Raw genomic sequence first — 26,124 nt, 5'->3', positions numbered from 1 at the left:
TTGGGCAACACAATAAAAATACGCCGGACGCGGCCGCATTTTTGACTTCTGCCATCACTTGAAGAGTCAGATCCCTATGAACAACCCACCCGTTCCGCGCTTTCGCTACCAGATTTTCTTCCTGATCATGCTGATGGCGCTGCTCAACTACATCGATCGTGGTGCCATTTCGTATGCCTCGGCCAGCATTCTCCCCGAGTACGGTTTCGACAAGGCCGACTGGGGCAACGTGCTGGGTTATTTCGGCTACGGCTACATCGTCGGTGCGTTGATCGGCGGCATCCTGGCCGACCGTTTCGGCGCCAAGCGCGTATGGCTGATCGCCGGCGGCACCTGGTCGATCTTCGAGATCGCCACCGCCTTTGCCGGCGACATGGGCCTGGCCTTCATGGGCGGTTCGGCCATGGCCGGCTTTGCCACCATCCGCGTGCTGTTCGGCTTTGCCGAAGGCCCGGCGTACTCGGTGATCAACAAGAGCGTGGCCAACTGGGCCACGCCCAAGGAGCGCGGCTTCGTGGTCTCGGTGGGCCTGCTCAGCACACCGCTGGGCGCCTTGCTCACCGCCCCGGTGGCGGTCGGCCTGCAGACCCTGACCGGCGACTGGCGCAGCATGTTCGTGGTACTGGGCGTGGTCAGCCTGGCGCTGCTGATCTTCTTCATGACCCGCTTCACCAACACCCCGGATGAAAACCCGCGGGTGTCCGAGGCCGAGCGCGAGTTCCTGCGCCAGGAGCGCGCCGCTGCCGCCAACGCCAGCACCCCGACCACCAGCGTTGCGCCGATCTGGCACTTCTTCAAGAACAAGGACCTGCTGCTCAATGCGGTGGGCTACTTCTCGTTCGTGTACGTCACCTTCCTGCTGCTGACCTGGACCCCCAAGTACCTGCAGGACGAGTTCCACTACAACCTGTCGTCGCTGTGGTACATGGGCATGATCCCGTGGACCGGCGCCTGCTTCACCGTGCTGCTGGGCGGCAAGATCTCCGACCTGCTGCTGCGTCGCACCGGCAACCTGAAGGTGGCGCGCAGCTGGCTGGCCGCAACCTGCCTGCTGCTGACCACGCTGTGCTTCATGCTGGTGTCGCAGGCCCAGACCGTATGGGGCGTGATCGCCCTGATGACCCTGGCCAACGCCCTCAACGCGCTGCCCAACTCGGTCTACTGGGCGGTGGTGATCGACACCGCGCCATCCAACCGCGTCGGTGCCTACAGCGGCATGACCCACTTCATCGCCAACACCGCCTCGTTCATCGCGCCGATGCTCACCGGCTACCTGACCGTGCGCTATGGCTACTCGTCGATGTTCGTGGCCGCCGCCGTGGCCACGGCCCTGGGCATGAGCGCGATGCTGATGGTGCGCCCCGGCAGCCGGCAGGTTGTCCCTTCCCCTACACCTGCAACGGTTTGATGGAGTTGCCTGTATGAACCTGGCCAAGCCAACCCACACTGGATACTTTTTTGGCCTGTCGGTCGGCGACCTGGCGCGGCGCCTGCGCGCCGGCAGCCTGACGAGTGTCGAGCTGACCCAGGCCGCGCTCGACAGCATCGAGCGCCTGAACCCGGCACTGAATGCCTTTGTCGCCGTGGATGCCGAAGTGTCGCTGGCGCAGGCGCGCAAGGCCGACGAACTGTTTGCCCAGGGCCTGGACCTGGGCCCGCTGCACGGCATACCGGTAGCGATCAAAGACAACATCGACACCTTCGACCACGTGACCACCTATGGTTCGGCGCACTTCGAAGGCTTTCGCCCCACGCAGGACGCCCTGTGCGTGCAGCGCCTGCGCGAGGGCGGCGCGGTAATCGTGGGCAAGACCCTGACCCACGAGTTCGCCTATGGCCCCACCGGCGACCGCTCGCTGCAGGGCGCGGCGCGCAACCCGTGGGATGCGCGCTGCATCACCGGCGGTTCGAGCGCCGGCAGTGCAGCGGCGGTGGCCAGCGGCATGGTGCCGCTGGCACTGGGCACCGATACCGGCGGCTCGATCCGCATTCCGGCGGCGTTGTGCGGCGCGGTCGGCTTCAAGCCGTCGTTCGCTGCCGTGCCGCTGGACGGGGTGTTCCCGCTGTCGTCGAGCCTCGACCACGTGGGCCCGATTGCCAACCATGTGGACGATGCCCGGGTAGTGTTCGAAGTGATCGCCGCGCGTACCTGCGCGCCGGCCACGCTGCGTCGCCCGCTGCGTGTAGGCTGGATCGAGCCGGGCACTTTCGGGCCATTGGACGCCGACGTTCAGGGGCAGGTGTACCAGGCTGCGCAGCAGCTGTTTGGCGATGCACTGGAGCAGACCGGCGAGCTGGAGCCGTTGGTGGCGCAGCTCAAGGACACCTTGCTCACCCTGCAGCGCGCCGAGGCCTACGACGTGCATGCCGAGCGCATGCAGACGGCGCCGCAGCTGTTCGAGCAGGAGGTGCGCGAACGCCTTGAGCTGTCACGCGAGGTCAGGGGCTGGCAGTACATTCGCGCCCAGGCCGGCCAGGCTCGGCTCAAGGCGGCGATGGCGCGGCTGTTCGAGCGTTATGACTTCCTGGTCTCGGCCAGCGTGCCGATCACCGCGACGCCGGTGGATGCACGCGAGGTACAGGTGGGTGAGCAACGTATCGACGTGCGTGCTGCAGTGCTCAGTTACACCAGTGCCTGGAACCTCACCGGCCTGCCGGCCATCAGCCTGCCGGCAGGGCAGGTGCGGGGCATGCCGGTGGGGCTGCAGGTGATCGGTGCGGCGGGTGCCGACGATCAGCTGCTGCAGTTGCTGGCGCAGCGCTACGTTCGCACTTGATGCAGCCTCAGAACGTCCACTTGGCATTCACCATGGCATTGCGCGGTTCGCCGTAGGAGCCTGAGTTGAAGGTGCCCAGGCCGTCGTAGTAATGGGTGTCGAACAGGTTGTTGAGGTTCAGGCCGACCGTGAGGTGTTCATCCACCGCATAGTTGGCCAGCAACCCGACCACCCCGTAGTCACCCTGGTGTGCCTTGGTGCCGTAGGTGCCGTTGACCGCGTAGATGTCGCTCTGCCAGACCAGGTTGCCGCCCACGGTCAGGCGGTTCAGCTGCCCCGGCAGGCGGTAGGTGGTGCCGAGCTTGAACAGGTTCATCGGCTGGTTGGTTTCGACCCGATTGCCGTCCTTGTCGTGGGATTCACGGTAGGTATAGCCGCCGATGATGTTCCAGCCCGGCAGCACTTCGCCGGACACTTCGGTTTCGATGCCGCGCGTGGTGGTACCGGCAATGGCCCGGTAGATTTCGCGCCCTTGGGGCGACTCGCCAACGTACTGCGGGGTGTTCTTCTGCTGCACTTCGAACAGTGCCAGGCTCGCATTCAGCGCACCGTCGTAGAACTCGCCCTTGATGCCCAGTTCGTAGTTGTCGCCTTGCAGCGGCTCCAGCGAGGTGTTGCTGGCAGTCTTGTAGTAGGTCTGCGGCTGGAAGATGTTGGTGTAGCTGGCGTACACCGAGAAGGTGTCGTTCAGGTCCAGCACCACACCGGCATACGGGGTGACCACGCCGGATTTTCTGGTACGGTCGCGGCTGGTGCTGGCGCCGGTCAGTTCGTCGCTGCTGTCGTCTTTCTGATCCCACCAACTGACCCGGGTGCCGAGGATGATCGACAGCGGGTCATAGGGTTTGAGGCGCAGGGCCGTGTAAGTGCCCGACTGGCTCAGGCGGGTCAGGCTTTCTTCGGTCTTGGACAGGTGCGGCTTGCCGCCCGGGTTGCCATCCCACTGGTTGATATCGTCGACCGCCGGGTTGGCACGTTGATAGGTCGGGTAGTTGAGGTGGGTGTAGGCGATGTTGGCACCCACCACCAGTTCATGCTCGCGCCCACCCAGTTCGAACGGGCCGCTGGCGTACAGGTCGGCGTTGTCCTGGGTCTGGTAGCTGTCCAGGCGGTTGATGTACATCGACACGCCGGCGCCGGTCTGCGGGTCGGGCGCCCCGGCACTGGCCGAACCGGTCACGCCGCGGCGGTAGGCGTACTGGTGGCTGTAGGACGTCTTGAGGCTCCAGTCGTTGGCGAGTTTCTGCTCCAGCACGCTGGTGAAGTTGTACTGGGTGTTGTCCAGGTAGCTCCAGCGGGCTCCGGGGTTGAACGAGCGGGAAAAGTTCGTCGCGCTGCCATTGTTGTTGAACAGCGGAATGTGCCCGAAGCTGACCCCGTCGGAGTTGTTGTTCTGGTAGTCCAGGCTCACGCGCAGCAGGGTGCTTTCGCTCAGGTCGAAATCCAGTGCGCCGTAGATCACGCGCTTGTCGGTCTTGTACCAGTCGACGAACGAGTTGGCGGTTTCATAGGCGCTGACCAGGCGGCCGCGCACAGTACCCGAGTCGGTCAGCGGGCCGGCGACGTCGAATTCGCCCCGGTAGCGGTCCCAGGCCCCGGCTTCTCCCGAGACGTAGCCCTGGAAGTCGGCCGTGGGCCGCTTGCGCACCAGGTTCAGGGTGGCCGAGGGCGAGCCCGCACCGCTGAGCAGGCCGGTGGCACCGCGCACCACTTCGACACGGTCGTAGATCGCCATGTCCGACAGGGTGCTGGTGAATTGCTGCGACTCGTTGGCCACCTGGGTCGGGATGCCGTCGTACTGTATGTTCTGGATCTGGAAACCGCGCGAGTAGAAGGTATAGCGGTCGCTGTCGCGGTGGTTGCTCGACAGGCCGGGGGTGAACTTGACCACATCGTCGAGCGAGGCAAGCTTGTGGTCGTCCAGTACCTGGCGCGGGATCACGGTGACCGACTGCGGGGTTTGGCGCAATGACAGGCCGAGCTTGGTGGCGGTGCGGGTCTGGCCGGTGGTGTAGGCGCCGGTGTTCTCGGTGGTCTCGCCCAGGCCTGCGCCGTTGATGCTGGTGGCGCCCAGTTCCACGGCGTTGCCGGTGGGGGCGGTGATCAGCTGGTAGCGATTTTCGCCAGTGCGCACCACGCTCAGGCCCGTGCCGGCAAGCATGCCGTGCAGGGCCTGCTCAGGGGTACTTGCACCGGTCACGGGCCGGCTCTGTTTGCCGGCGGTCAGGGCGGCGTCGCTGGCCAGGTAGATACCGGCCTGGCTTGCCAGCTGGTTCAACTGGCTGGCCAGGGGGCCGGCAGGGATGTCCAGTGGCGCGGCGGTGGCGGCGCCGCTGGCGAGTGCAATGAGCAGGGCCAGGGGGCGTTTCAACAGGGCAGGGGCAGAGGCGAGTGGCATGCAGAATCCTTCGGGCGCACAGGGGTGAAAGGGTGTTCTCCTCTAATTCGAATGAGCCGCAAAAACCGGAAGCACCTGACGCTTTTTATTTTTCGGCAGGCTCCAGGGTCACCCACCAGTCGAAGCGTCGTGACACTCGCACCGGCAAGGCGCTTTCGAGCATGGCAAGCACCTGGTCGGTATCGTTGAGCGGGTAGGTGCCCATGACCCTTAACGATGCGATCAGCGGGTTCACCGCCAGGTGCCCGCGCCGATGGTCGGCCAGCTCTGCAATGAAATCCCCCAGTGGCATGTCCTGCGCCACCAGCAGGCCTTGGCTCCAGGCCTGGCGTTGGGCGCAGGCCGGCGTGGTGGCGGCCATGGTGCTGGCATCGAAGCCCAGGCCCTGCCCCGCATTGGCGACCCGCTGTATTGCGCTGGCGGCACAGGTGGCGCGTACCGCGCCGTCGTACACGTTGAGCAGGGTGCGGGCGCCCTGCTGGCGCACACTGAAGCGCGTACCCAGGGGCACCAGGCTGCCGGCCCGGGTCTGCACCTGGAAGGGCCGCGCCTCAGCGGCGGTCTCGATCAGCACTTCACCGCTGTACAGGGTCAGCAGCCGGCGCTGCCCGTCCAGTTGTACATCCAGGGCGGTGGCGCTGTTGAGCCACAGGAGGGTGCCGTCGGCCAGCACCTGGCGACGTACCTCGCCCACTGCGGTGGTGGTGCCGGCAGTGAGCGCTTGCAGGTCGTCCACCCAGTGGCGTTGCCAGCCCAGCCAGCCCAGCGTCACCCCACCGCTGAGCACGCACAGGCTGCTTAGCACCTGGCGGCGGGAGCGTTGCGTGCGCCGCAGGCTGGCGAGCGTCTGATGCGCCGCCCCGGCTTGCGGTTGCAGGCTGTCGAAGCGCTGGCTGATGCGCTCCACGTAGGTCCAGGCGATACGATGCTGTTCCTGTTGTTCCAGCCACTGTTGCCACTGGCCCCGCAAGGCCGCATCGGCTGGCGCGGCGCGCAGGCGTGCGAACCAGTCGGCGGCCTGCTCCAGGGTGGCAGAGTCCAGGGCCGCGCTCACAGCAAGGCCCCGTCCAGCTCCACTTCCAGCAGCAGGCATTGGAGCATGGCCTGGGCCATGTACTTGGTGACCGTGCGTTCGCTTACACCCAGCTGCGTGGCGATCTGGCGATAGTTCAGGCCCTGCAGTTGCGCCAGGCAAAAGGCTTCGGCCACAGGTGCCGGCAAGCGTTCGAGCATGGCCTGCAATTGGCCCAGGGTCTCCAGGATCAACGCTTGGTGCTCTTCGGAGGGGGCGATGCGTTGCGGCTGGTTGGCCAGCGTCTGCTGCCATGCACGCTCGACCTGCTTGCGGCGCTGGAAATCCACATACAGGTGTTTGGACACCGTACTCAGGTAGGCCCGCGCATGCCCGTCGCTACTGAACTCGCGCGGTTGCGCGAGCAGGCGCAGGAATACGTCGTGGGCCAGCTCTGCGGCATCGTGCACGTTGCCCAGACGCCGTGCCAGCCACTGCTGGATCCAGCCGTGATTGTCGCTGTAGAGGCTGGCCACGTTGGTACGGTAGCCGCAAGGAGGGGAGGTCATCGTGTGGCGCCCGTACCGAATGAGAATAGTTATCAAGTATATTCAGCCGGCGGGCATTGAGCAATCAGCGCAAGCAAGGGGCTGGCTTGCGCTGATGGGGGTCAGATACGTGCGAGTGCCTGGGCCAGGTCTGCGCGCAGGTCATCGAGGTCTTCCACGCCTACCGACAGGCGCACCAGGGCGTCGCCAATGCCCAGTTGCGCGCGCGTCTGCTCGGGGATGGTGGCATGGGTCATGATCGCCGGGTGCTCGATCAGGCTTTCCACACCGCCCAGGCTTTCGGCCAGGGCAAAGATCTGTACCTGCTCCAGGAAGCGTCGGGCACCGGCCAGGTCGGTAGCCAGGTCGAGCGAGATCATCCCGCCAAAACCGTGCATCTGCTGGCGCGCCAGGGCGTGCTGCGGGTGCGAGGGCAAGCCGGGGTAGTACACACGCGCCACCTGCGGTTGCTGTTCGAGCCACTGCGCCAGTGCCAGGGCATTGCTGCAGTGGCGCTCCATGCGCAGGGCCAGGGTCTTGACCCCGCGCAAGGTGAGGAAGGCATCGAACGGGCCGGCGATGGCGCCCACTGCGTTCTGTATGAAGCCCAGGCGCTCGGCCAGCTCGGCGTTGTCACCCACCACGGCAATGCCGCCGATCACGTCCGAATGCCCGTTGAGGTACTTGGTGCTCGAGTGCACCACGATGTCGAAACCCAGTTCCAGCGGGCGCTGGATCCATGGGCTGGCAAAGGTGTTGTCGGCCACGCAGAGGATGCCGCGTGCGCGGCAGAGGCGTGCGATGGCCGCCAGGTCGCTCAGGCGCAGCAGCGGGTTGCTCGGGGTTTCGATGCACACCATGCGCGTGTCGTCCTGCAACGCTGCCTCGAACGCGGCAAGGTCGGACAGGTCGACGAAGCTGAAGCGGTGCCCGGCGCTGCGCCGACGCACCCGTTCGAACAGGCGGAAGGTGCCGCCGTACAGGTCATTGCCCGAAACGATGTGGGAGCCGGCATCCAGCAGTTCGAGCACCGCCGAGATCGCCGCCAGCCCGGAGGCGAAGGCGAACGCCTGGGTGCCGCCCTCCAGATCGGCCACGCAGCGCTCCAGTGCCCAGCGCGTGGGGTTGTGCGAGCGCCCGTAGTCCAGGCCCTTGTGCACGCCGGGGCTCTGCTGGATGTAGGTGGAGTTGGCATAGATCGGCGGCATCAGCGCGCCGGTGGACGGGTCGGGCGATTGCCCTGCATGGATCACGCGGGTGGCGAAGGCGGTCTTGTCGTGCTGGGTCATGGGAGTGCTCTGCGCAAGTGGTTAAGCATATCGACACGGGTGATCAGGCCGTGAAAGCCCGTGGCGTCGGCAATGATCGCCACCAGGCCTCGGTCCAGTTCGGCCTGCAGCGCCGCCAGGCTGGCAGACGGCGGCAGGGTTTCCAGCTGGTCGGTCATGGCGCTGGCCACGCTCAGGGAGAAGTGCGACGGGTCTTCATGCATGCCCAGCAGGATGTCGGATTCATCGATCACGCCCACCAGGCGCTGGCCGTCGACCAGCACCGGCAATTGCGACACGTCGGCCAGGCGCATGCGCTGGAAGGCAGTGAGCAGGGTGTCGTCGGGGCGCACGCTGATCACCCGGCCATCCTCGAAGCGCCGCGCGATGAGGTCGCGCAGGTCGCCGTAGCGGGTGCGCTGCAGCAGGCCCTGGTCGGTCATCCACTGGTCGTTGTAGACCTTGGACAGGTAGCGCGTGCCGGTGTCGCACACAAAGCTGACCACCCGCTTGGGTTCGGTCTGCTCGCGGCAGTAGCGCAGCGCGGCGGCCAGCAGGGTGCCGGTGGAGGAGCCGCCCGGAATGCCTTCGGCGCGCAGCAGCTGACGCGCATGCTCGAAGCTTTCTTCGTCGCTGATCGAGTAGGCCTGGCGCACGCTGGAGAGGTCGGCGATCGAGGGCACGAAGTCCTCGCCGATGCCTTCCACTGCCCACGCCCCAGGCGTGATCAGGGTGCCGCTGCGGCTGTACTCGGCCATCACCGAGCCCACCGGGTCGGCCAGCACCATGGCCAGGCCCGGCTGTACGCGCTTGAAGAAACGGGTCAGCCCGGTAAGGGTGCCGGCCGAGCCCACGCCGACCACGATGGCGTCCACATCGTGCTGGGTCTGCGCCCAGATTTCCGGGGCGGTGCTGGTCTCGTGGGCCAGCGGGTTGGCGGGGTTGTTGAACTGGTCGGCGAAGAACGCATCGGGGATGTCCGCCGCCAGCCGTGCGGCCACGTCCTGGTAATAGTCGGGGTGGCCCTTGCCGACGTCGGAGCGGGTGATGTGCACCTCGGCGCCCATGGCCTTGAGGTGCAGCACCTTCTCGGTGGACATCTTGTCGGGCACCACCAGCACCACCCGGTAGCCCTTGGCCCGCCCGACCAGCGCCAGGCCCAGGCCGGTGTTGCCGGCGGTGGCCTCGACGATGGTGCCGCCGGGGCGCAGGCGCCCGTCGCGCTCGGCGGCATCGATCATGGCCAGGCCGATGCGGTCCTTGATCGAGCCGCCGGGGTTCTGTGATTCGAGTTTGAGGAACAGTGTGCAGGGGCCGGTATCGAAGCGGCTCACCTGCACCATCGGGGTGTTGCCGATCAGGGCAAGTACGGCGGGGTTCGAGGCGTTGGGCATGACGTCATCTCGCTTCGGGGTCGTTTGACCTTAGGCGCAGATCAGGGGCCTCGCAACCCTGTCCGGCCAGCCGGTTGCGTCTCCAGGCGCAGCGCTGTCGATGTCTTTACATGAGCAGAACTTGATTTGATGTGAAATTAAATGAGTTTGTCTCATTCTGCGGGCCTGCCGACAATGGCTGCCATCACCCCCTAAGGAGAGCATTGTCATGGCATTGGCCCACTCACTCGGATTCCCCCGTATCGGTCGCGACCGCGAACTGAAAAAGGCGCAGGAAGCGTTCTGGAAAGGCGAGCTCGACGAGGCGGGCCTGCGTGCTGTGGGCAGCGAACTGCGCAAGGCCCACTGGGCCCTGCAGCGCCAGGCCGGCATCCAGTTGCTGCCGGTGGGCGATTTTGCCTGGTACGACCAGGTACTGACCCATTCGCTGATGTTCGGCGTGGTGCCCGAGCGCTTTCGCCCGCAGCACGGCAAGGCCACCCTGCAGACCCTGTTCGGCATGGCGCGTGGCGTCAGCAACAGCTGTTGTGGTGGTGCGCATGCCCAGGAGATGACCAAGTGGTTCGACACCAACTACCACTACCTGGTGCCTGAATTCAGCGCCGACCAGCAGTTCGGCCTGGGCTGGGAACAATTGTTCGAGGAAGTGGCCGAGGCCAGGGCCCTGGGCCACGACGTCAAGCCGGTGGTGATCGGCCCGCTGACCTACCTGTGGCTGGGCAAGACCAAGGGCGGCGACTTCGACAAGCTCGAGCTGCTCGAGCGCCTGCTGCCGCTGTACGGCGAGATTTTCCAGCGCCTGGCGGCACAGGGTGTGGAGTGGGTGCAGATCGACGAGCCGATCCTGGCGCTGGACCTGCCGCAGGCGTGGAAGAACGCCTTCGAGCGTGCCTACAACCTGATCCAGCGCGACCCGCTGAAAAAGCTGGTTGCCACCTACTTCGGTGGCCTGGAGGAGAACCTGGGGCTGGCGGCCAACCTGCCGGTCGACGGATTGCACATCGACCTGGTGCGCGCCCCCGAGCAGTACCCGACCATTCTCGACCGCCTGCCGGCCTACAAGGTGCTGTCGCTGGGTGTGGTCAACGGCCGCAACGTGTGGCGCTGCGACCTGGACAAGGCCCTGGCCGTGCTGCAGCACGCCCATGAACGCCTGGGCGAGCGTCTGTGGGTGGCGCCGTCGTGCTCGCTGCTGCACAGCCCGGTAGACCTGGGCCGTGAAGACGCCCTCGATGCCGAGCTCAAGAGCTGGCTGGCCTTTGCCGTGCAAAAGTGCGAGGAAGTCGCGATCCTGGCCCATGCCCTCGACCAGTCCGAGGCGGCCCCGGTGGTGCAGGCCCTGGCCCGCAGCCGTGCAGTGCAGGCCAGCCGCGCTGCCTCCACGCGCATCCACAAGCCGGCGGTGCAGGCCCGTGTGGCCGCCATCAGCGAGAAGGACAGCCAGCGCCACTCGCCCTTTGCCACGCGAATCGCCCGCCAGCGTGCCCGCCTGAACCTGCCGCTGTTGCCGACCACCACTATCGGTTCGTTCCCGCAGACCGGTTCGATTCGCCTGGCACGCCAGTCGTTCAAGCAGGGCAAGCTGAGCGAGGGCCAATACGTGGAGGCGATGCACAGCGAGATTCGCCACGCCGTGCAGGTGCAGGAGCGCCTGGGCCTGGACGTGCTGGTGCACGGTGAAGCCGAGCGCAACGACATGGTCGAGTACTTTGCCGAGCAGCTCGATGGGTACGTGTTCACCCGCTTCGGCTGGGTGCAGAGCTACGGTTCGCGCTGTGTGAAACCGGCGGTGATCTTCGGCGACCTGAGCCGACCGCATGCCATGACGGTGGAGTGGATCCGCTACGCACAGGGCCTGACCGACAAGGTGATGAAGGGCATGCTGACAGGGCCGGTGACCCTGCTGATGTGGTCGTTCCCGCGTGAAGATGTGTCGCGCGAGGTGCAGGCGCGGCAACTGGCGCTGGCCATCCGCGATGAAGTGGTGGACCTGGAGGCGGCCGGCATCAAGATCGTGCAGATCGACGAGGCGGCGTTTCGTGAGGGCCTGCCGCTGCGCCGGGCGCAGTGGCAGCAGTACCTTGACTGGGCTACCGAAGTGTTTCGCCTGTGCGCCTCGGGCGTGCGTGACGAAACCCAGATCCACACCCACATGTGCTACAGCGAGTTCAACGATGTGATCGAATCGATTGCCGCCATGGATGCCGACGTGATCACCCTCGAAACCTCGCGTTCGGACATGGAACTGCTGGAGGCATTCGAAGCCTTCCACTACCCGAACGAGATCGGCCCGGGGGTTTACGACATCCACTCGCCCCGGGTGCCGGAGGCTTCGGAAATGGCCGAGCTGCTGCGCAAGGCTGCCCGGCGCATTCCGGTCGAGCGCCTGTGGGTCAACCCGGACTGCGGCCTGAAGACCCGCGGCTGGCCGGAAACCGAGGCGGCGCTGGCGAACATGGTGAGTGCTGCCCGCTTGTTGCGCAACGAGCTGGGGTGATCGTTCGAGGCTTGTTGGCCGCCACCACGACCTGTTGGCGAACGAACAAGCCTGGCAACGCCGATCCTGCAGGCCATGGCCTGCAGGATCGGCGTTGTATCAGCGTGTGCCCGCTACCGCACGGGCACGTGCCGCGTGCAGCTTCTTGTAGCTGTCGATCAGGCGCAGGTGACGGTCCAGACCTTCGAGCTTCATGCTGGTGGGGGTCAGGCCGTAGAAACGCACGCTGCCATCCACCGAGCCCAGTACGGCATCCATGCGCTCGTCCCCGAACATGCGCCGGAAGTTGACGGCGTAGTCTTCAAGCGCCATCTCGTCGTCCAGCACCACTTCCAGCACCACGTTCAACGCCTGGTAGAACAACCCGCGCTCGACGGTGTTGTCGTTGTACTGCAGGAAGGTCTCCACCAGCTCCTTGGCCTCCTCGAAACGCTCCAGCGCCAGGTGAATCAGCAGCTTGAGCTCCAGGATGGTCAACTGACCCCACACCGTGTTGTCGTCGAACTCGATGCCGATCAGTGTGGTGATGTCGGTGTAGTCGTCCAGTTCGCTGTCTTCGAGGCGCTCGACCAGCGCTTGCAGGGCGTCATCGTCCAGGCGGTGCAGGTTGAGGATGTCGGCACGGAACAGCAGCGCCTTGTTGGTGTTGTCCCACACCAGGTCGTCGACCGGGTAGATCTCCGAGTAGCCCGGTACCAGGATGCGGCAGGCGGTGGCACCCAGGTGCTCGTACACCGCCATGTACACTTCCTTGTCCATGCCTTCGAGGATGCCGAACAGGGTGGCAGCTTCTTCGGCGTTGGAGTTTTCACCCTGGCCGGAGAAGTCCCACTCGACGAACTCGAAGTCGGCCCTGGCACTGAAGAAGCGCCACGACACCACGCCGCTGGAGTCGATGAAGTGCTCGACGAAGTTGTTCGGCTCGGTCACCGCCTGGCTTTCGAAGGTCGGCTGCGGCAGGTCATTCAGACCCTCGAAGCTGCGCCCTTGCAGCAGCTCGGTGAGGCTGCGCTCCAGCGCCACTTCAAGGCTTGGGTGCGCGCCGAACGAGGCGAACACGCCGCCGGTGCGCGGGTTCATCAGGGTCACGCACATCACCGGGAACTCACCGCCCAGCGACGCATCCTTGACCAGCACCGGGAAGCCCTGGGCCTCCAGGCCCTGGATGCCGGCGAGGATGCCGGGGTACTTGGCGATGACGTCCTGCGGCACGTCGGGCAGGGCCAGCTCGCCTTCGAGGATCTCGCGCTTGACCGCGCGCTCGAAGATCTCCGACAGGCACTGCACCTGCGCCTCGGCCAGCGTGTTGCCGGCGCTCATGCCGTTGCTCAGGTACAGGTTTTCGATCAGGTTGGACGGGAAGTACACCACCTCGCCATCGGACTGGCGCACGAAGGGCAGGGCGCAGATGCCACGCTCGGTGTTGCCCGAGTTGGTGTCGTACAGGTGCGAGCCACGCAGTTCGCCGTCGGGGTTGTAGATGTCGCGGCAGTGGGCGTCGAGGATCTCGGCCGGCAGCGCGTCCTTGCGGCCCGGCTTGAACCAGCGCTCGTCGGGGTAGTGCACGAAGTCGGCGTTGGCGATGTCCTCGCCCCAGAACTGGTCGTTGTAGAAGAAGTTGCAGTTCAGGCGTTCGATGAACTCGCCCAGTGCCGAGGCCAGTGCGCCTTCCTTGGTTGCACCCTTGCCGTTGGTGAAGCACATGGGCGAATGCGCATCGCGGATGTGCAGCGACCAGACGTTGGGCACGATGTTGCGCCACGAGGCGATCTCTATCTTCATCCCCAGCCTGGCGAGGATGCCCGACATGTTGGCGATGGTCTGTTCCAGCGGCAGGTCCTTGCCGGCGATCACGGTGCGCGTCTGCGCCTGGGCGTCCAGCATCAGCAGGGCCTGGGCGTCGGCATCGAGGTTGTCGACTTCCTCGATCACGAACTCGGGACCGGTCTGCACCACCTTCTTCACGGTGCAGCGGTCGATGGAACGCAGGATGCCCTGGCGGTCCTTGGCCGAGATGTCGGCCGGCAGCTCGACCTGGATCTTGAAGATCTGGTTGTAGCGGTTTTCCGGGTCGACGATGTTGTTCTGCGACAGGCGAATGTTGTCGGTGGGGATGTTGCGCGTTTCGCAGTACAGCTTGACGAAGTAGGCCGCGCACAGGGCCGAGGAGGCCAGGAAATAGTCGAACGGGCCGGGTGCCGAACCATCGCCCTTGTAGCGGATGGGTTGGTCGGCCACCACCGTGAAGTCATCGAACTTGGCTTCAAGTCGAAGGTTGTCGAGAAAATTGACCTTGATTTCCATGCGGGAATACCGTGCTGAAAGTGCGAAACGAATTGGCCGCCATTATCCGGCTTTTTGCCCGGAAGTCTTGGCATGTCACCCGAAGGCGTGACCGACACCGGTAAAAACAAAACCCCCTGAGGCGTAAACGCTCAAGGGGTTTGGTGTGCGTCGGGCGTCGTGGCGACCCGGCTCGGGGCTTAGACGTTGAAGCGGAAGTGCATCACGTCGCCATCCTTGACGATGTAGTCCTTGCCTTCCAGACGCCATTTGCCGGCTTCCTTCGCGCCGCTTTCACCGTTGTACTGGATGAAGTCGTCGTAGGCGACCACTTCGGCACGGATGAAGCCCTTTTCGAAGTCGGTGTGGATCACGCCGGCCGCCTGAGGCGCGGTGGCGCCCACGCGAACGGTCCAGGCCCGCACTTCCTGCACGCCGGCCGTGAAGTAGGTCTGCAGGTTGAGCAGCGAGTAACCGGCACGGATCACGCGGTTCAGGCCTGGCTCTTCGAGGCCCAGGGCTTCGAGGAACATGTCTTTCTCTTCACCGTCTTCCAGCTCGGCGATCTCGGCTTCGATCTTGTTGCAGACCGGTACCACGATCGCGCCCTCTTCCTCGGCAATGGCCTTGACCACGTCCAGGTGCGGGTTGTCTTCGAAGCCGTCTTCGGCAACGTTGGCGATGTACATCACCGGCTTGCTGGTCAGCAGGTGGAAACCGCGTACCAGTGCCTTCTCGTCGTCGGCCATGGTCTTCATCAGGCTGCGCGCCGGCTTGCCTTCGGTGAAGTGCGCAATCAACTTCTCGAGGATGGCCTTTTGTGCCAGGGCATCCTTGTCGCCGCCCTTGGCGTTGCGCGCGACCTTCTGCAGTTGCTTCTCGCAGCTGTCCAGGTCGGCGAAGATCAGTTCCAGGTCGATGATCTCGATGTCGCGCTTGGGGTCGACGCTGTTGGAGACGTGAATCACGTTCTCGTCTTCGAAGCAGCGGACCACGTGGGCGATGGCATCGGTTTCACGGATGTTGGCCAGGAACTTGTTGCCCAGGCCTTCACCCTTGGACGCACCTGCCACCAGGCCGGCGATGTCGACGAACTCCATGGTGGTCGGCAGCACGCGGTTGGGCTTGACGATCGCAGCCAGGGCATCCAGACGTGGGTCGGGCATCGGCACGATGCCGCTGTTCGGCTCGATGGTGCAGAAGGGGAAGTTTTCTGCCGCGATGCCGGATTTGGTCAAGGCGTTGAACAGGGTGGACTTGCCGACGTTGGGCAGGCCGACGATGCCGCAATTGAAACCCATGGTGAATCCCTCTTCGTGGAGTCAGGCCTTTTGGCTGTGCAGCTCTCTCATCGCACGCGTCCAATCGCCGGCGAGGATGTCCGGCAGCACGCCGAGGGCAAAATCGATACTGGCATCGAGTTTTTCCTGCTCGGCGCGGGGCGCCTTGCCAAGGACAAAACCGGACACCTTGGTGCTGTCACCCGGGTGGCCGATGCCAAGCCGCAGACGGTGAAAGTCTTTGTTGTTGCCCAGCTGCGCGATGATGTCGCGCAGGCCGTTGTGCCCGCCATGGCCGCCGCCTTTCTTGAGCTTGGCGACGCCGGGGGGCAGGTCGAGTTCGTCGTGGGCCACCAGGATGGCATCTGGCGGGATGCGGAAGAAGTTCGCCAGTGCAGCAACGGCCTGGCCGCTGCGGTTCATGTAGGTGGTGGGGATCAGCAGACGAACGTCCTGGCCCTGATGGCTGAATTTAGCCGTCAGGCCGAAATACTTGCGGTCAGCGGTCAGGTTGACGCGCTGGGCGCTGGCAATGCGTTCCACGAAAAGAGCCCCTGCGTTATGCCGGGTCTGTTCGTATTCGGGGCCGGGGTTTCCCAGGCCGACGATCAGTTGGATGGCGGTCACGTCAGGGGCTCTTCCTTGGAGTTGTGGGTTGCAGCGCGGGGCTGCAACCCGGTCAACGCCGGCGTGTCGAGTGGATTACTCGGCAGCGCCTTCTGCTTCAGGCGCAACACGCGGAGCGTGAACGTTTGCAACAGCCTTGTCATCACCGTGGGCCAGAGCGACGAACTCTACGCCTTTCGGAGCTTTGAGGTCCGACAGGTGGATGATGGTGCCGATTTCGGCCTTGGCCAGGTCGACTTCGATGAACTCAGGCAGGTCTTTGGCTTCGCAGGAAACTTCGATCTCCGAAACTACGTGGGAGATTTCGCCGCCTTTCTTGACCGGTGCTTCTTCGTTGACGAAGTGCACAGGAACGATAGCGGTCAGTTTCTGGCCAGCAACAACGCGCACGAAGTCGGCGTGCATGATGAACTGCTTGGCTGGGTGACGCTGCAGGGCCTTGACGATGACGTTCTGCTTGGTGCCGTCAACGTTCAGTTCGATCACGTGGCTGAAGGCAGCTTCGTTTTCGAACAGCTTGGCGATTTCCTTGGCCACGATGGTCAGGGATTGCGCTTCTTTGTCACCACCGTAGACAACGGCAGGAATTTGGGCGGCGAGACGACGCAGGCGGCGGCTCGCACCTTTCCCCAGGTCGGTACGCGCTTGGGCGTTCAGAGTGAAATCAGTCATGTTGTTTCTCCAAAATAGCCAGACCCCGGCGGCGTTTGCGACCAGCGCCAAACCGGGGAGGGCAAAAAAGCCCCGCCCCAACAACCAGTGCTGGGGCGGGGCGCTTTACGTCAACGTGATCTCGCGAGGGCCAGGCCCTCAGCGGAACATCGCGCTGATCGATTCTTCGTTGCTGATGCGGCGAACCGCTTCGGCCACGACCGGTGCGATATCCAGTTGACGAATACGGTCACAGGCTTGTGCTGCAGCGGACAGCGGGATGGTGTTGGTCACCACCAGTGCGTCCAGCACGGAGTTTTCGATATTCTCGATCGCGCGACCCGACAGGACAGGGTGCGTGCAGTAGGCGTAAACCTTTGCCGCGCCGTGTTCTTTCAGGGCCTTGGCCGCGTGGCACAGGGTGCCGGCGGTGTCGACCATGTCGTCGACGAGAATACACGTACGTCCTTCGACGTCGCCGATGATGTGCATCACTTCGGAGTGATTGGCCTTCTCGCGGCGTTTGTCGATGATACCCAGATCGACGCCCAGGGACTTGGCAACAGCACGTGCACGCACGACGCCGCCGATGTCCGGGGACACGATCATGAGGTTCTCGAAACGCTGGTCTTCGATGTCATCCACCAGAACGGGGGAGCCGTAGATGTTATCTACCGGAATATCGAAGAAACCCTGGATCTGGTCAGCGTGCAGGTCGACGGTGAGAACACGGTCGATCCCGACGACGGTGAGCATGTCGGCAACCACTTTGGCGCTGATAGCTACACGCGCCGAACGCGGACGGCGATCCTGGCGGGCATATCCGAAGTAAGGAATCACGGCAGTGATTCGAGACGCTGAGGAGCGGCGGAAGGCATCGGCCATCACTACCAGTTCCATCAGGTTATCGTTGGTTGGCGCGCAAGTCGGCTGAATAATGAAAACGTCTTTACCACGAACATTTTCATTGATCTCAGTGCTGATTTCGCCGTCGGAGAACTTACCGACAGAGACGTCACCGAGAGGGATATGCAGCTGACGTACGACACGCCGAGCCAGATCGGGGTTAGCGTTCCCCGTAAAGACCATCATCTTGGACACGCGCAGTACCTGAAGGCTGAGGGTATACCTGGATGAGTATAGGAAAATGGCAGGGGCGGCTGGATTCGAACCAACGCATGGCAGGATCAAAACCTGCTGCCTTACCGCTTGGCGACGCCCCTGTATCTGTTGCTGCGAGTACCTGATACTCGATTCCTAGAGCAGACCTTGCAGCGTGCGATGCAACATTGAGATGTTGCTTCCTTTAGCCACAAACCCTGTTTGGGTCTCTGTAAGAAGGGCCAAAACTTTATCAGCTTCAGCTTTGCTTGGGAAGGCCCCAAACACACAACTTCCAGTTCCGGTTAGCCTAGCATCCGTGAATTTACCTAGTAAATTCAGTGAGTTACGTACTTCCGGGTAACTCTGCTCTACTACCGGTTGGCAGTCATTACGACTGTTTCCCTTGGGAACGGGGCGCATCTTAATGGGCGGTGAATTACGTGTCAACAACGGATGCGAAAAAATTTCTGCTGTACTTACAAATACTTGCGGTACCAGCACGACGTACCAGGGTTCCTCGGGGTCGACGGGGGTGAGCTTCTCGCCCACGCCTTCGGCAAACGCCGCGTGCCCGCGCACGAAAACCGGCACGTCGGCGCCCAGTGTCAGGCCCAGCTCGGCCAGCTGGTCTTCGCTGCAGCCAAGCTGCCAGAGGTGGTTGAGACCGAGCAGGGTGGTGGCGGCATCCGAACTGCCACCGCCGATGCCGCCGCCCATGGGCAGTACCTTCTTCAGGTAGATGTCCACGCCCAGGGGGCAGCCGGTCAGTTGCTGCAGCTTGCGCGCCGCGCGCACGATCAGGTTGCTCTCGTGGGGCACATCCTTGAGGTCGCTGTGCAGGATGACCTGGCCGTCGTCGCGCAGGTCGAAACTCAGTTCGTCGGCATGGTCCAGAAACTGGAACAGCGTCTGCAGCTCGTGGTAGCCGTCGGCGCGGCGGCCGAGAATGTGCAGCATCAGGTTGAGCTTGGCCGGGGCCGGCAGGGTCAATCGGCTCATCATCAATGCCCCAGCTGGCGCGGTTGCCATTCCTTGACCACCACGGTCACGTCGAGGTCCTGACCGTGCAGCTTGAGGCGCTCGGGCAGCCAGTAGCCGTTCTGTTCGGTGTAGCTCAGGTACTCGACGCTCCAGCCGTCCTGCTTGAGGCTGGCCAGGCGGCTGTCGCCGTCCAGGGTCAGCTGGCTCTTGCTGTCGGGGGCGGGCAGGCCGCGTACCCACCACACCAGGTGCGATACCGGCAGCTCCCAGCCCAGTTGCTCGGCCAGCAGGCTTTCCGGGCTTTGTGCCTCGAAACGGCCCTGGTTGGCCACTTCCAGCACCACCTGGCCCGGACGGCCGGTAAGCCGTGCGGCGCCGCGACCCAGCGGGCCGGACAGGCGAATGTCGTAGTAGTCCTGGCGTTGCAGCCAGAAGAGGGTGCCACTGCCGGAGTCTTTCGGTGCGCGGATGCCCACCTTGCCGTTGATCTGCCAGCCGTCGAGGGTGCTCAACTGCTGTTTGTGTTCACGCCACAGTTGCGCGTTGCCCTGGCCCTGCACGGCCTCGCGGGAGCCGAAGCTGGAACAGCCGGCAAGCACGGCGATCAGGCTGAAGGTGATGAAATGGCGCAGTAACATAAGCTTATAGAGTCTCGGATCCGGTCAGGCGCAAGACGGTCTTGCGCAGAATAGGGCTGTCGGGCTGGCCTTCGAAGGCCTTGGCCCAAACCTGGCGGGCTTCACGACGCTTGCCGTTGGCCCACAGCACTTCGCCCAGGTGCGCCGCGACCTCGTGGTCGGGGAAGCGCTCCAGGGCCTGGCGCAGCAGGCGCTCGGCCTCGTCCAGGTTGCCCATGCGGTAGTTGACCCAGCCCAGGCTGTCGAGCACGGCCGGGTCTTCGGGGTTGATCTGCAGGGCTTTCTCGATCAGGCCCTTGGCTTCGGCATAGCGGGTGGTACGGTCGGCCAGGGTGTAGCCCAGCGCATTGAGCGCCATGGCGTTTTCCGGTTCGCGTTGCAGGATGCTGCGCAGGTCCCTTTCCATCTGGGCCAGGTCGTCGCGCTTCTCGGCGAGCATGGCACGGCTGTACAGCAGGCTCAGGTCGTCCGGGTACTGCCGGATCGCTGCCTGCAACACCTGCATGGCCTGGGCGTCCTTGTCATTGTTGCCAAGGGTTTCGGCCTCGATCAGGTACAGCTGGATCGCGTAGTCCGGCTGCGCCTCGCGGGCTTCGGCAAGGCGCCGGCTGGCCTCGTCGGTGCGCCCGTTGGCAATCAGGATGTCGGCCTGGCGCAGTTGCGCGGGCAGGTAGTCGTTGCCAGGGCCGACCAGGGCGTACTCGGTCAGGGCCGCTTCGGAATCGTTGCGCTCTTCGAAGATGCGCCCCAGGTTCAGGTGCGCCGCATCCACGTGGCTGTCGCGCTCGATCAGTTCCTGCAGGTAGCTGGTGGCTTCGTCGAGCGCCTTGGCCTCGATGCTCACCAGCGCCAGCGAATAGCGCAGTTCGTCGTCTTCGGGGTATTGCTGCAGCAGGTTGGCGAACTCGACCTTGGCGTCGTCGATGCGGTCCTGCTCCACCAGGGTGCGCGCGTAAGTCAGGCGCAGGCGCTTGTCGTCGGGGTTGCGGGCGATGGCCTTGCGCAGCAGCGGCAGGGCTTCGGGGCCACGGTCGAGCGATTGCAGCAGGCGCGCGCGCAACAGGATCGGGGCAATTTCACCGTCCGCCGGCGGGTGGGCTTCGAGCAGCGCCAGGGCGGCCTCGGACTTGCCGTCCTGCTGCAGCAGCAGGGCCTTGCCGAACACCAGCTGGCTGTTGTCGGGGTACTTTACCAGCAGGCGGTCGAAACTTTTCTGCAGGCCGTCGCGGGTGTCCTGGTCGGTTTCGGCCGCCGACAGCGCGAGAAAGTCGAAATGCGTGTCGCCCTGACCCTGCAGCACCTTCTCCATGAACACCATCGAATCGTCATAGCGTCCACTGCGCGCCAGCTGGATGGCGGCGGCGCGTTGTGCGTCGAGGTTCTCGGGGTCGTTCCTGGCCCATATCAGTGCGGTATCGAGGGCGGCCTGATCGGCGCCCAGGTACTCGGCAATGCGAAAGGCCCGCTCGGAAATGCCCGCATCCTGGGTCTTGATCGCCTGGGTGACGTAGTTGTCCAGGGCGATATCGAAGCGGTTGCGCTGCCCTGCGAGCTCGGCGGTCAACAGACTGTACACCGTGTCCTGGGTGAACGAGCCGTACACCGTGGGCTTCTTGGCCTCGGCGACCGTGGCCGCATCGTCGGCAGGCGCCGTGGCGTCCCGGGCGCCCGGGGTCAGCGTCTGGCAACCCTGGAGCAAGGCAAAGGCGAGGAATAACGCGGAAGATCTATTCATAGGGAGGATTTGGGCGGCTTACCTGCGGTCGGATCATCATGACACAAGGATCATGGCAAACCCATCGTCGATGGGGCTTTTGGATACAGACTATAAGAGACAATAACGAGCGGTGGTTGTTCTCTATCCGGCGAAGTAGGACAATTATCGGCTTCTCGTCACAATCAGCGACCTTGAATGGCCTTTCTTGCCCTCGGTATCAACCATAAGACTGCCTCGGTAGACGTACGCGAGCGCGTGGCGTTTACGCCCGAGCAGCTGGTCGAAGCCTTGCAGCAGCTGTGTCGACTGACCGCCAGCCGCGAAGCTGCGATCCTTTCGACCTGCAATCGCAGCGAACTGTACATCGAACAGGATCACCTGGCGGCGGACAGCGTACTGCGCTGGCTGGCCGATTATCACAAGCTGAGCCTGGATGAACTGCGCGCCTGTGCCTATATCCATGAAGATGATGGCGCCGTGCGGCACATGATGCGGGTGGCCTCCGGGCTCGACTCGCTGGTGCTGGGCGAGCCGCAGATCCTCGGCCAGATGAAATCGGCCTATGCCGTGGCGCGCGAGGCCGGCACCATCGGCCCGCTGCTGGGGCGCCTGTTCCAGGCGACCTTCAGCGCCGCCAAGCAGGTGCGTACCGATACCGCCATCGGTGAAAACCCGGTGTCGGTGGCATTTGCCGCCGTGAGCCTGGCCAAGCAGATCTTCAGCGACCTGGGCCGCAGCCAGGCCCTGCTGATCGGTGCCGGAGAAACCATCACGCTGGTGGCGCGACACCTGCACGAGCAGGGCGTGCGCCGCATCGTGGTGGCCAACCGCACGCTGGAGCGCGCCAGCACCCTGGCCGAGCAGTTCGGTGCCCATGCGGTGCTGCTGTCGGACATCCCGCAGGAGCTGGTCAACAGCGATATCGTGATCAGTTCCACTGCCAGCCAGTTGCCGATCCTGGGCAAGGGCGCGGTCGAGAGTGCACTCAAGCAGCGCCGGCACAAGCCGATCTTCATGGTCGACATCGCCGTGCCCCGCGACATCGAGGCGCAGGTGGGCGAGCTGGACGACGTGTACCTGTACACCGTCGACGACCTGCACGATGTGGTGGCCGAAAACCTCAAGAGCCGCCAGGGCGCCGCCCAGGCCGCCGAAGAGCTGGTCACCGTGGGCGCCGAGGACTTCATGCTGCGCCTGCGCGAGCTGGCTGCGGTGGATGTGCTCAAGGCCTACCGCCAGCAGAGCGAGCGCCTGCGCGACGAAGAGCTGCAAAAGGCCCAGCGCCTGCTGGCCAACGGCAGCAACGCCGAAGAGGTGCTGGCGCAGCTGGCCCGCGGCCTGACCAACAAGTTGCTGCACGCGCCGAGCGTGCAACTGAAAAAGCTGTCTGCCGAAGGCCGCCTCGATGCGCTGGCCATGGCCCAGGAACTCTTTGCCCTCAACGAGGGCTCCACGGATAAAACCCCGCAATGAAAGCGTCGCTGCTGAATAAACTGGACACGCTCCAGGACCGTTTCGAGGAATTGACCGCCCTGCTGGGTGATGCCGAAGTGATTTCGGACCAGACGCGCTTCCGTGCCTACTCGCGCGAATATGCCGAGGTCGAGCCCGTGGCACAGACCTACGCGCAGTGGCGCAAGGTGCAGGCTGACCTGGAGGGCGCCCAGGCCTTGCTCAAGGACAGCGACCCGGACCTGCGCGAAATGGCGGTCGAGGAAGTACGCGAGGCCAAGGAGCAACTGGCCGCTATCGAAGGGCAACTGCAACGCATGCTGCTGCCCAAGGACCCCAACGACGGGCGCAACGTGTTCCTCGAGATCCGTGCCGGCACAGGTGGCGACGAGGCGGCGATCTTCTCCGGCGATCTGTTTCGCATGTACTCGCGTTATGCCGAGCGTCGCGGCTGGCGCCTGGAAATCCTCTCCGAGAACGAGGGCGAGCACGGCGGCTACAAGGAAATCATCGCCCGCGTCGAGGGCGACAGCGTGTACGGCAAGCTCAAGTTCGAGTCTGGCGCACACCGCGTGCAGCGGGTGCCGGAAACCGAGTCCCAGGGCCGCATCCACACCTCCGCGTGCACCGTGGCGGTGCTGCCCGAGCCCGACGAGCAGGTGGCCATCGAGATCAACCCGGCCGACCTGCGGGTGGACACCTACCGCTCCTCCGGCGCGGGCGGCCAGCACGTGAACAAGACCGACTCGGCCATCCGTATCACCCACTTGCCCACCGGCATCGTGGTCGAATGCCAGGAAGAGCGCTCGCAGCACAAGAACCGCGCCCGTGCGATGTCCTGGCTGTCGGCCAGGCTCAACGACATGCAGACCAGTGCCGCGCAGAACGCGATCGCCAGCGAGCGCAAGCTGCTGGTGGGCTCGGGTGACCGCTCCGAGCGTATCCGTACCTACAACTATCCACAGGGCCGGGTGACCGATCACCGCATCAACCTGACCCTGTATTCGCTGGATGAAGTACTGGCGGGCGGCGTCGATGCGATCATCGAGCCGCTGCTGTCCGAATACCAGGCCGATCAACTGGCCGCACTGGGTGAGTAAATGACCATCATTGCCAGCCTGCTGCGCGGGGCGCAGCTACCCGACTCGCCCACCGCGCGCCTGGATATCGAGCTGCTGCTGGCTGCGGCCATCGGCAAATCGCGCAGCTACCTGCACACCTGGCCCGAGCGCATCGTCAGCAGCGAAGCGGCCGCAACCTTCGCCACCTACCTGCAGCGACGCAGCGAAGGCGAGCCGGTGGCCTATATCCTCGGCCAGCAGGGTTTCTGGAAGCTTGACCTGGAAGTAGCCCCGCACACGCTGATCCCGCGGCCGGACACCGAGCTGCTGGTGGAGGTCGCCCTTGAGCTGCTGCCGGCAACGCCATTGCAGGTGCTCGATCTGGGCACCGGCAGCGGCGCCATCGCCCTGGCCCTGGCCAGCGAGCGCGGCGGCTGGCAGGTGACGGCCGTCGACCGGGTGCCCGAAGCCGTGGCCCTGGCCGAGCTCAACCGCCAGCGTTTGCAGCTGGACAACGCCAAGGTGCTTGCCAGCCACTGGTTCGACGCCCTGCAAGGGCAGCGCTTTGCGCTGATCGTCAGCAATCCGCCCTACATCGCCGAGCAGGACCCGCACCTGGCGGCCGGCGACGTGCGCTTCGAGCCCAGCAGTGCGCTGGTGGCCGGCAGCGACGGGCTCGACGACCTGCGCCAGATCATCACACAGGCCCCGCAGCACCTGCTGCCCGGCGGCTGGCTGCTGCTGGAACATGGCTATGACCAGGCTGCAGCGGTGCGCGAACTGCTGGCGCGACACGGGTTCGAGCAGATCCAGAGCCGCACCGACCTTGGCGGCCATGAGCGCATCAGCCTCGGGCGCCTGGCATGCTGAACGACGAGGAGCTGTTGCGCTACAGCCGGCAGATCCTGTTGGCCCAGGTGGATATCGACGGGCAGTTGCGCCTCAAGGGCAGCCGGGTACTGATCGTCGGCCTGGGCGGCCTGGGTTCGCCGGTGGCGCTGTACCTGGCGGCGGCCGGGGTCGGCGAGCTGCACCTGGCCGACTTCGACACGGTCGACCTGACCAACCTGCAACGCCAGGTGATGCACGACACGGCCGCCGTGGGCCTGAGCAAGGTCGATTCGGCCATGGCCCGGCTGCAGGCGATCAACCCGCAGGTCGCCCTGGTTGCCCATCGCCAGGCCCTGGATGACGACTCCCTGGCCCAGGCGGTGGGGGCGGTCGACCTGGTACTGGACTGCTGTGACAACTTTGCCACCCGCGAGGCGGTGAACGCTGCCTGCGTCGCGGCCGGCAAGCCGCTGGTCAGCGGTGCGGCCATTCGCCTGGAAGGCCAGCTGTCGGTGTTCGATCCGCGCAACCCGCTCAGCCCCTGCTACCACTGCCTGTACGGGCATGGCAGCGAAGCCGAGCTGACCTGCAGCGAAGCCGGTGTGCTCGGCCCGCTGGTAGGCCTGGTGGGCAGCCTGCAGGCGCTGGAGGCCTTGAAGCTGCTGGCCGGGTTTGGCGAGCCGCTGGTGGGTCGCCTGCTGCTCGTCGATGCCCTGGGAACGCGGTTTCGCGAGCTGCGGGTCAAGCGCGACCCGGCCTGCAGCGTGTGTGGCGCCGGCCATGCGTGAAGCGCCGGTCGGGGTGTTCGATTCCGGCGTGGGCGGGCTGTCGGTGCTGGCGGAAATCAGCCGCCTGCTGCCCGACGAGTCGCTGCTGTATGTGGCGGACTGCGGGCATATTCCCTATGGCGAGAAGTCGCCCGAGTTCATCCGCCAGCGCTGCCGCCTGGTAGCCGAGTTCTTTCAGCAACAGGGCGCCAAGGCCATGGTGCTGGCCTGCAACACCGCCACCGTGGCGGCGGTGGCCGATCTGCGCGAGCGCTACCCGCACTGGCCGCTGGTGGGCATGGAGCCGGCGGTAAAGCCGGCGGCAGCGGCCACCCGCAGTGGCGTGGTAGGGGTGCTGGCAACCACCGGCACCCTGCAGAGCGCCAAGTTCGCCGCGTTGCTGGACCGCTTTGCCAGCGACGTTCGTGTAGTTACCCAGCCGTGTCCGGGGCTGGTGGAACTGATCGAGGCGGGCGACCTGGACAGCCCCGCGCTGCGCCAGTTGCTGCAGGGCTATGTCGAGCCGCTTCTGGCCGCCGGCTGCGACACCCTGATCCTGGGCTGCACCCATTACCCCTTCCTGAAACCGCTGCTGGCGCACATGGTGCCGCCTGCCGTGGCCATCATCGATACCGGCGCTGCCGTTGCCCGGCAACTCCAGCGTTTGCTGGGTGAACGGGACCTGCTGGCCCACGGCCCGGCGCAGCCTGCGCAGTTCTGGACCAGCGGCAGTCCGGCACATTTGGTAAAGATTCTGCCGATGTTGTGGAATAAATCTGACAGTGTGCGAAGCTTCGACTTGTAAAAAAACTGTGAAAAATGCATTTTTTTCCTGAAC

21 protein-coding genes and 1 tRNA gene are annotated in these 26,124 nt (G+C 64.6%); 8 read left to right on the top strand and 14 right to left on the bottom strand.

Going from position 1 to position 26,124, the window contains the following annotated elements; all coding sequences use genetic code 11:
- Positions 1–76 precede the first annotated feature (76 nt).
- Together ACPRTJ_RS06340 and ACPRTJ_RS06335 are read left to right on the top strand one after the other, a co-directional pair.
- Positions 77–1,408 (top strand): MFS transporter, encoded by a 1,332-nt coding sequence (locus ACPRTJ_RS06340; RefSeq protein ID WP_043864317.1) that lies wholly within the window; start codon positions 77–79, stop codon positions 1,406–1,408.
- Between the two features lie 13 nt (positions 1,409–1,421).
- Positions 1,422–2,777, top strand: coding sequence for an amidase (locus ACPRTJ_RS06335; RefSeq protein WP_054916250.1), 1,356 nt, complete (start codon positions 1,422–1,424; stop codon positions 2,775–2,777).
- A gap of 7 nt (positions 2,778–2,784) precedes the next feature.
- Here ACPRTJ_RS06335 and ACPRTJ_RS06330 read toward each other — a convergent pair whose 3' ends face one another.
- The 5 genes from ACPRTJ_RS06330 to ACPRTJ_RS06310 form a co-directional block, all read right to left on the bottom strand.
- Positions 2,785–5,175 (bottom strand): TonB-dependent siderophore receptor, encoded by a 2,391-nt coding sequence (locus tag ACPRTJ_RS06330; protein WP_426428387.1) that lies wholly within the window; start codon positions 5,173–5,175, stop codon positions 2,785–2,787.
- Positions 5,176–5,260: 85 nt separating this feature from the next.
- Positions 5,261–6,229, bottom strand: a complete 969-nt coding sequence (locus tag ACPRTJ_RS06325) for a FecR domain-containing protein (protein ID WP_256589645.1) — start codon at positions 6,227–6,229, stop codon at positions 5,261–5,263.
- Positions 6,226–6,756, bottom strand: coding sequence for a sigma-70 family RNA polymerase sigma factor (locus tag ACPRTJ_RS06320; RefSeq protein ID WP_043864320.1), 531 nt, complete (start codon positions 6,754–6,756; stop codon positions 6,226–6,228). The genes ACPRTJ_RS06325 and ACPRTJ_RS06320 overlap by 4 nt, the downstream gene beginning before the upstream one ends.
- Before the next feature lie 101 nt (positions 6,757–6,857).
- Positions 6,858–8,024, bottom strand: coding sequence for a trans-sulfuration enzyme family protein (locus ACPRTJ_RS06315; RefSeq protein ID WP_043864321.1), 1,167 nt, complete (start codon positions 8,022–8,024; stop codon positions 6,858–6,860).
- Entirely contained in the window at positions 8,021–9,397 is a 1,377-nt protein-coding gene (locus tag ACPRTJ_RS06310) for a pyridoxal-phosphate dependent enzyme (protein WP_078481512.1), read from the bottom strand. Before ACPRTJ_RS06310 ends, ACPRTJ_RS06315 begins: the two co-directional genes overlap by 4 nt.
- Positions 9,398–9,605: 208 nt before the next feature.
- Here ACPRTJ_RS06310 and metE point away from each other — a divergent pair, with 208 nt between their 5' ends.
- On the top strand, positions 9,606–11,894 hold the full coding sequence (metE, locus tag ACPRTJ_RS06305) for a 5-methyltetrahydropteroyltriglutamate--homocysteine S-methyltransferase (protein WP_229589135.1): 2,289 nt from the start codon (positions 9,606–9,608) through the stop codon (positions 11,892–11,894).
- 99 nt (positions 11,895–11,993) lie between these two features.
- On the opposite strand, the gene ACPRTJ_RS06300 is transcribed toward metE, so the two are convergent.
- The 9 genes from ACPRTJ_RS06300 to ACPRTJ_RS06260 all read right to left on the bottom strand — a co-directional run bounded on the left by ACPRTJ_RS06300 (position 11,994) and on the right by ACPRTJ_RS06260 (position 21,193).
- Positions 11,994–14,198, bottom strand: a complete 2,205-nt coding sequence (locus ACPRTJ_RS06300; protein WP_058540633.1) for an OsmC domain/YcaO domain-containing protein — start codon at positions 14,196–14,198, stop codon at positions 11,994–11,996.
- 179 nt (positions 14,199–14,377) lie between these two features.
- Entirely contained in the window at positions 14,378–15,478 is a 1,101-nt protein-coding gene (gene ychF / locus ACPRTJ_RS06295) for a redox-regulated ATPase YchF (RefSeq protein WP_054916246.1), read from the bottom strand.
- Positions 15,479–15,499: 21 nt separating this feature from the next.
- Positions 15,500–16,084: an aminoacyl-tRNA hydrolase gene (gene pth, locus ACPRTJ_RS06290; RefSeq protein ID WP_043864326.1), complete on the bottom strand. Its 585-nt coding sequence runs from the start codon at positions 16,082–16,084 to the stop codon at positions 15,500–15,502.
- A 75-nt stretch (positions 16,085–16,159) separates the two neighbouring features.
- Positions 16,160–16,756: a 50S ribosomal protein L25/general stress protein Ctc gene (locus tag ACPRTJ_RS06285; RefSeq protein WP_043864327.1), complete on the bottom strand. Its 597-nt coding sequence runs from the start codon at positions 16,754–16,756 to the stop codon at positions 16,160–16,162.
- A gap of 138 nt (positions 16,757–16,894) precedes the next feature.
- A complete protein-coding gene (locus ACPRTJ_RS06280; RefSeq protein WP_010225730.1) occupies positions 16,895–17,836 on the bottom strand; it encodes a ribose-phosphate pyrophosphokinase in 942 nt (313 codons plus the stop codon).
- A 47-nt stretch (positions 17,837–17,883) separates the two neighbouring features.
- A tRNA-Gln gene (locus ACPRTJ_RS06275) sits at positions 17,884–17,958 on the bottom strand.
- A gap of 34 nt (positions 17,959–17,992) precedes the next feature.
- Positions 17,993–18,841, bottom strand: coding sequence for a 4-(cytidine 5'-diphospho)-2-C-methyl-D-erythritol kinase (ispE, locus tag ACPRTJ_RS06270; RefSeq protein WP_229589142.1), 849 nt, complete (start codon positions 18,839–18,841; stop codon positions 17,993–17,995).
- Complete coding sequence (gene lolB / locus ACPRTJ_RS06265) at positions 18,841–19,458, bottom strand: lipoprotein insertase outer membrane protein LolB (RefSeq protein WP_043864329.1); 618 nt, start codon at positions 19,456–19,458, stop codon at positions 18,841–18,843. The genes ispE and lolB overlap by 1 nt, the downstream gene beginning before the upstream one ends.
- A 4-nt stretch (positions 19,459–19,462) precedes the next feature.
- A complete protein-coding gene (locus ACPRTJ_RS06260) occupies positions 19,463–21,193 on the bottom strand; it encodes a tetratricopeptide repeat protein (protein WP_054916245.1) in 1,731 nt (576 codons plus the stop codon).
- 177 nt (positions 21,194–21,370) lie between these two features.
- Here ACPRTJ_RS06260 and hemA point away from each other — a divergent pair, with 177 nt between their 5' ends.
- Genes hemA through murI form a run of 5 tightly spaced genes read left to right on the top strand, consistent with a single transcriptional unit; the run spans position 21,371 to position 26,091 of the window.
- Entirely contained in the window at positions 21,371–22,648 is a 1,278-nt protein-coding gene (hemA, locus tag ACPRTJ_RS06255; protein ID WP_043864331.1) for a glutamyl-tRNA reductase, read from the top strand.
- A complete protein-coding gene (gene prfA / locus ACPRTJ_RS06250; protein ID WP_054916244.1) occupies positions 22,645–23,727 on the top strand; it encodes a peptide chain release factor 1 in 1,083 nt (360 codons plus the stop codon). The genes hemA and prfA overlap by 4 nt, the downstream gene beginning before the upstream one ends.
- The gene (gene prmC, locus ACPRTJ_RS06245; RefSeq protein ID WP_426428380.1) at positions 23,728–24,558 is read left to right on the top strand and encodes a peptide chain release factor N(5)-glutamine methyltransferase; all 831 of its coding nucleotides are present in this window, start codon (positions 23,728–23,730) and stop codon (positions 24,556–24,558) included. It begins immediately after the preceding gene.
- Positions 24,552–25,307 carry a molybdopterin-synthase adenylyltransferase MoeB gene (locus ACPRTJ_RS06240; RefSeq protein WP_054916242.1) on the top strand — a complete coding sequence of 252 codons (756 nt, stop codon included), beginning with the start codon at positions 24,552–24,554 and terminating at the stop codon, positions 25,305–25,307. The genes prmC and ACPRTJ_RS06240 overlap by 7 nt, the downstream gene beginning before the upstream one ends.
- A complete protein-coding gene (gene murI, locus ACPRTJ_RS06235; protein ID WP_043864474.1) occupies positions 25,300–26,091 on the top strand; it encodes a glutamate racemase in 792 nt (263 codons plus the stop codon). The genes ACPRTJ_RS06240 and murI overlap by 8 nt, the downstream gene beginning before the upstream one ends.
- Positions 26,092–26,124 lie beyond the last annotated feature (33 nt).

This window comes from Pseudomonas palmensis, assembly GCF_049942755.1.
Taxonomy (GTDB): domain Bacteria; phylum Pseudomonadota; class Gammaproteobacteria; order Pseudomonadales; family Pseudomonadaceae; genus Aquipseudomonas; species Aquipseudomonas palmensis.
The sequence above is the reverse complement of the archived record's forward strand: the minus strand, read 5'-3'. Positions and strand labels throughout refer to the sequence as shown.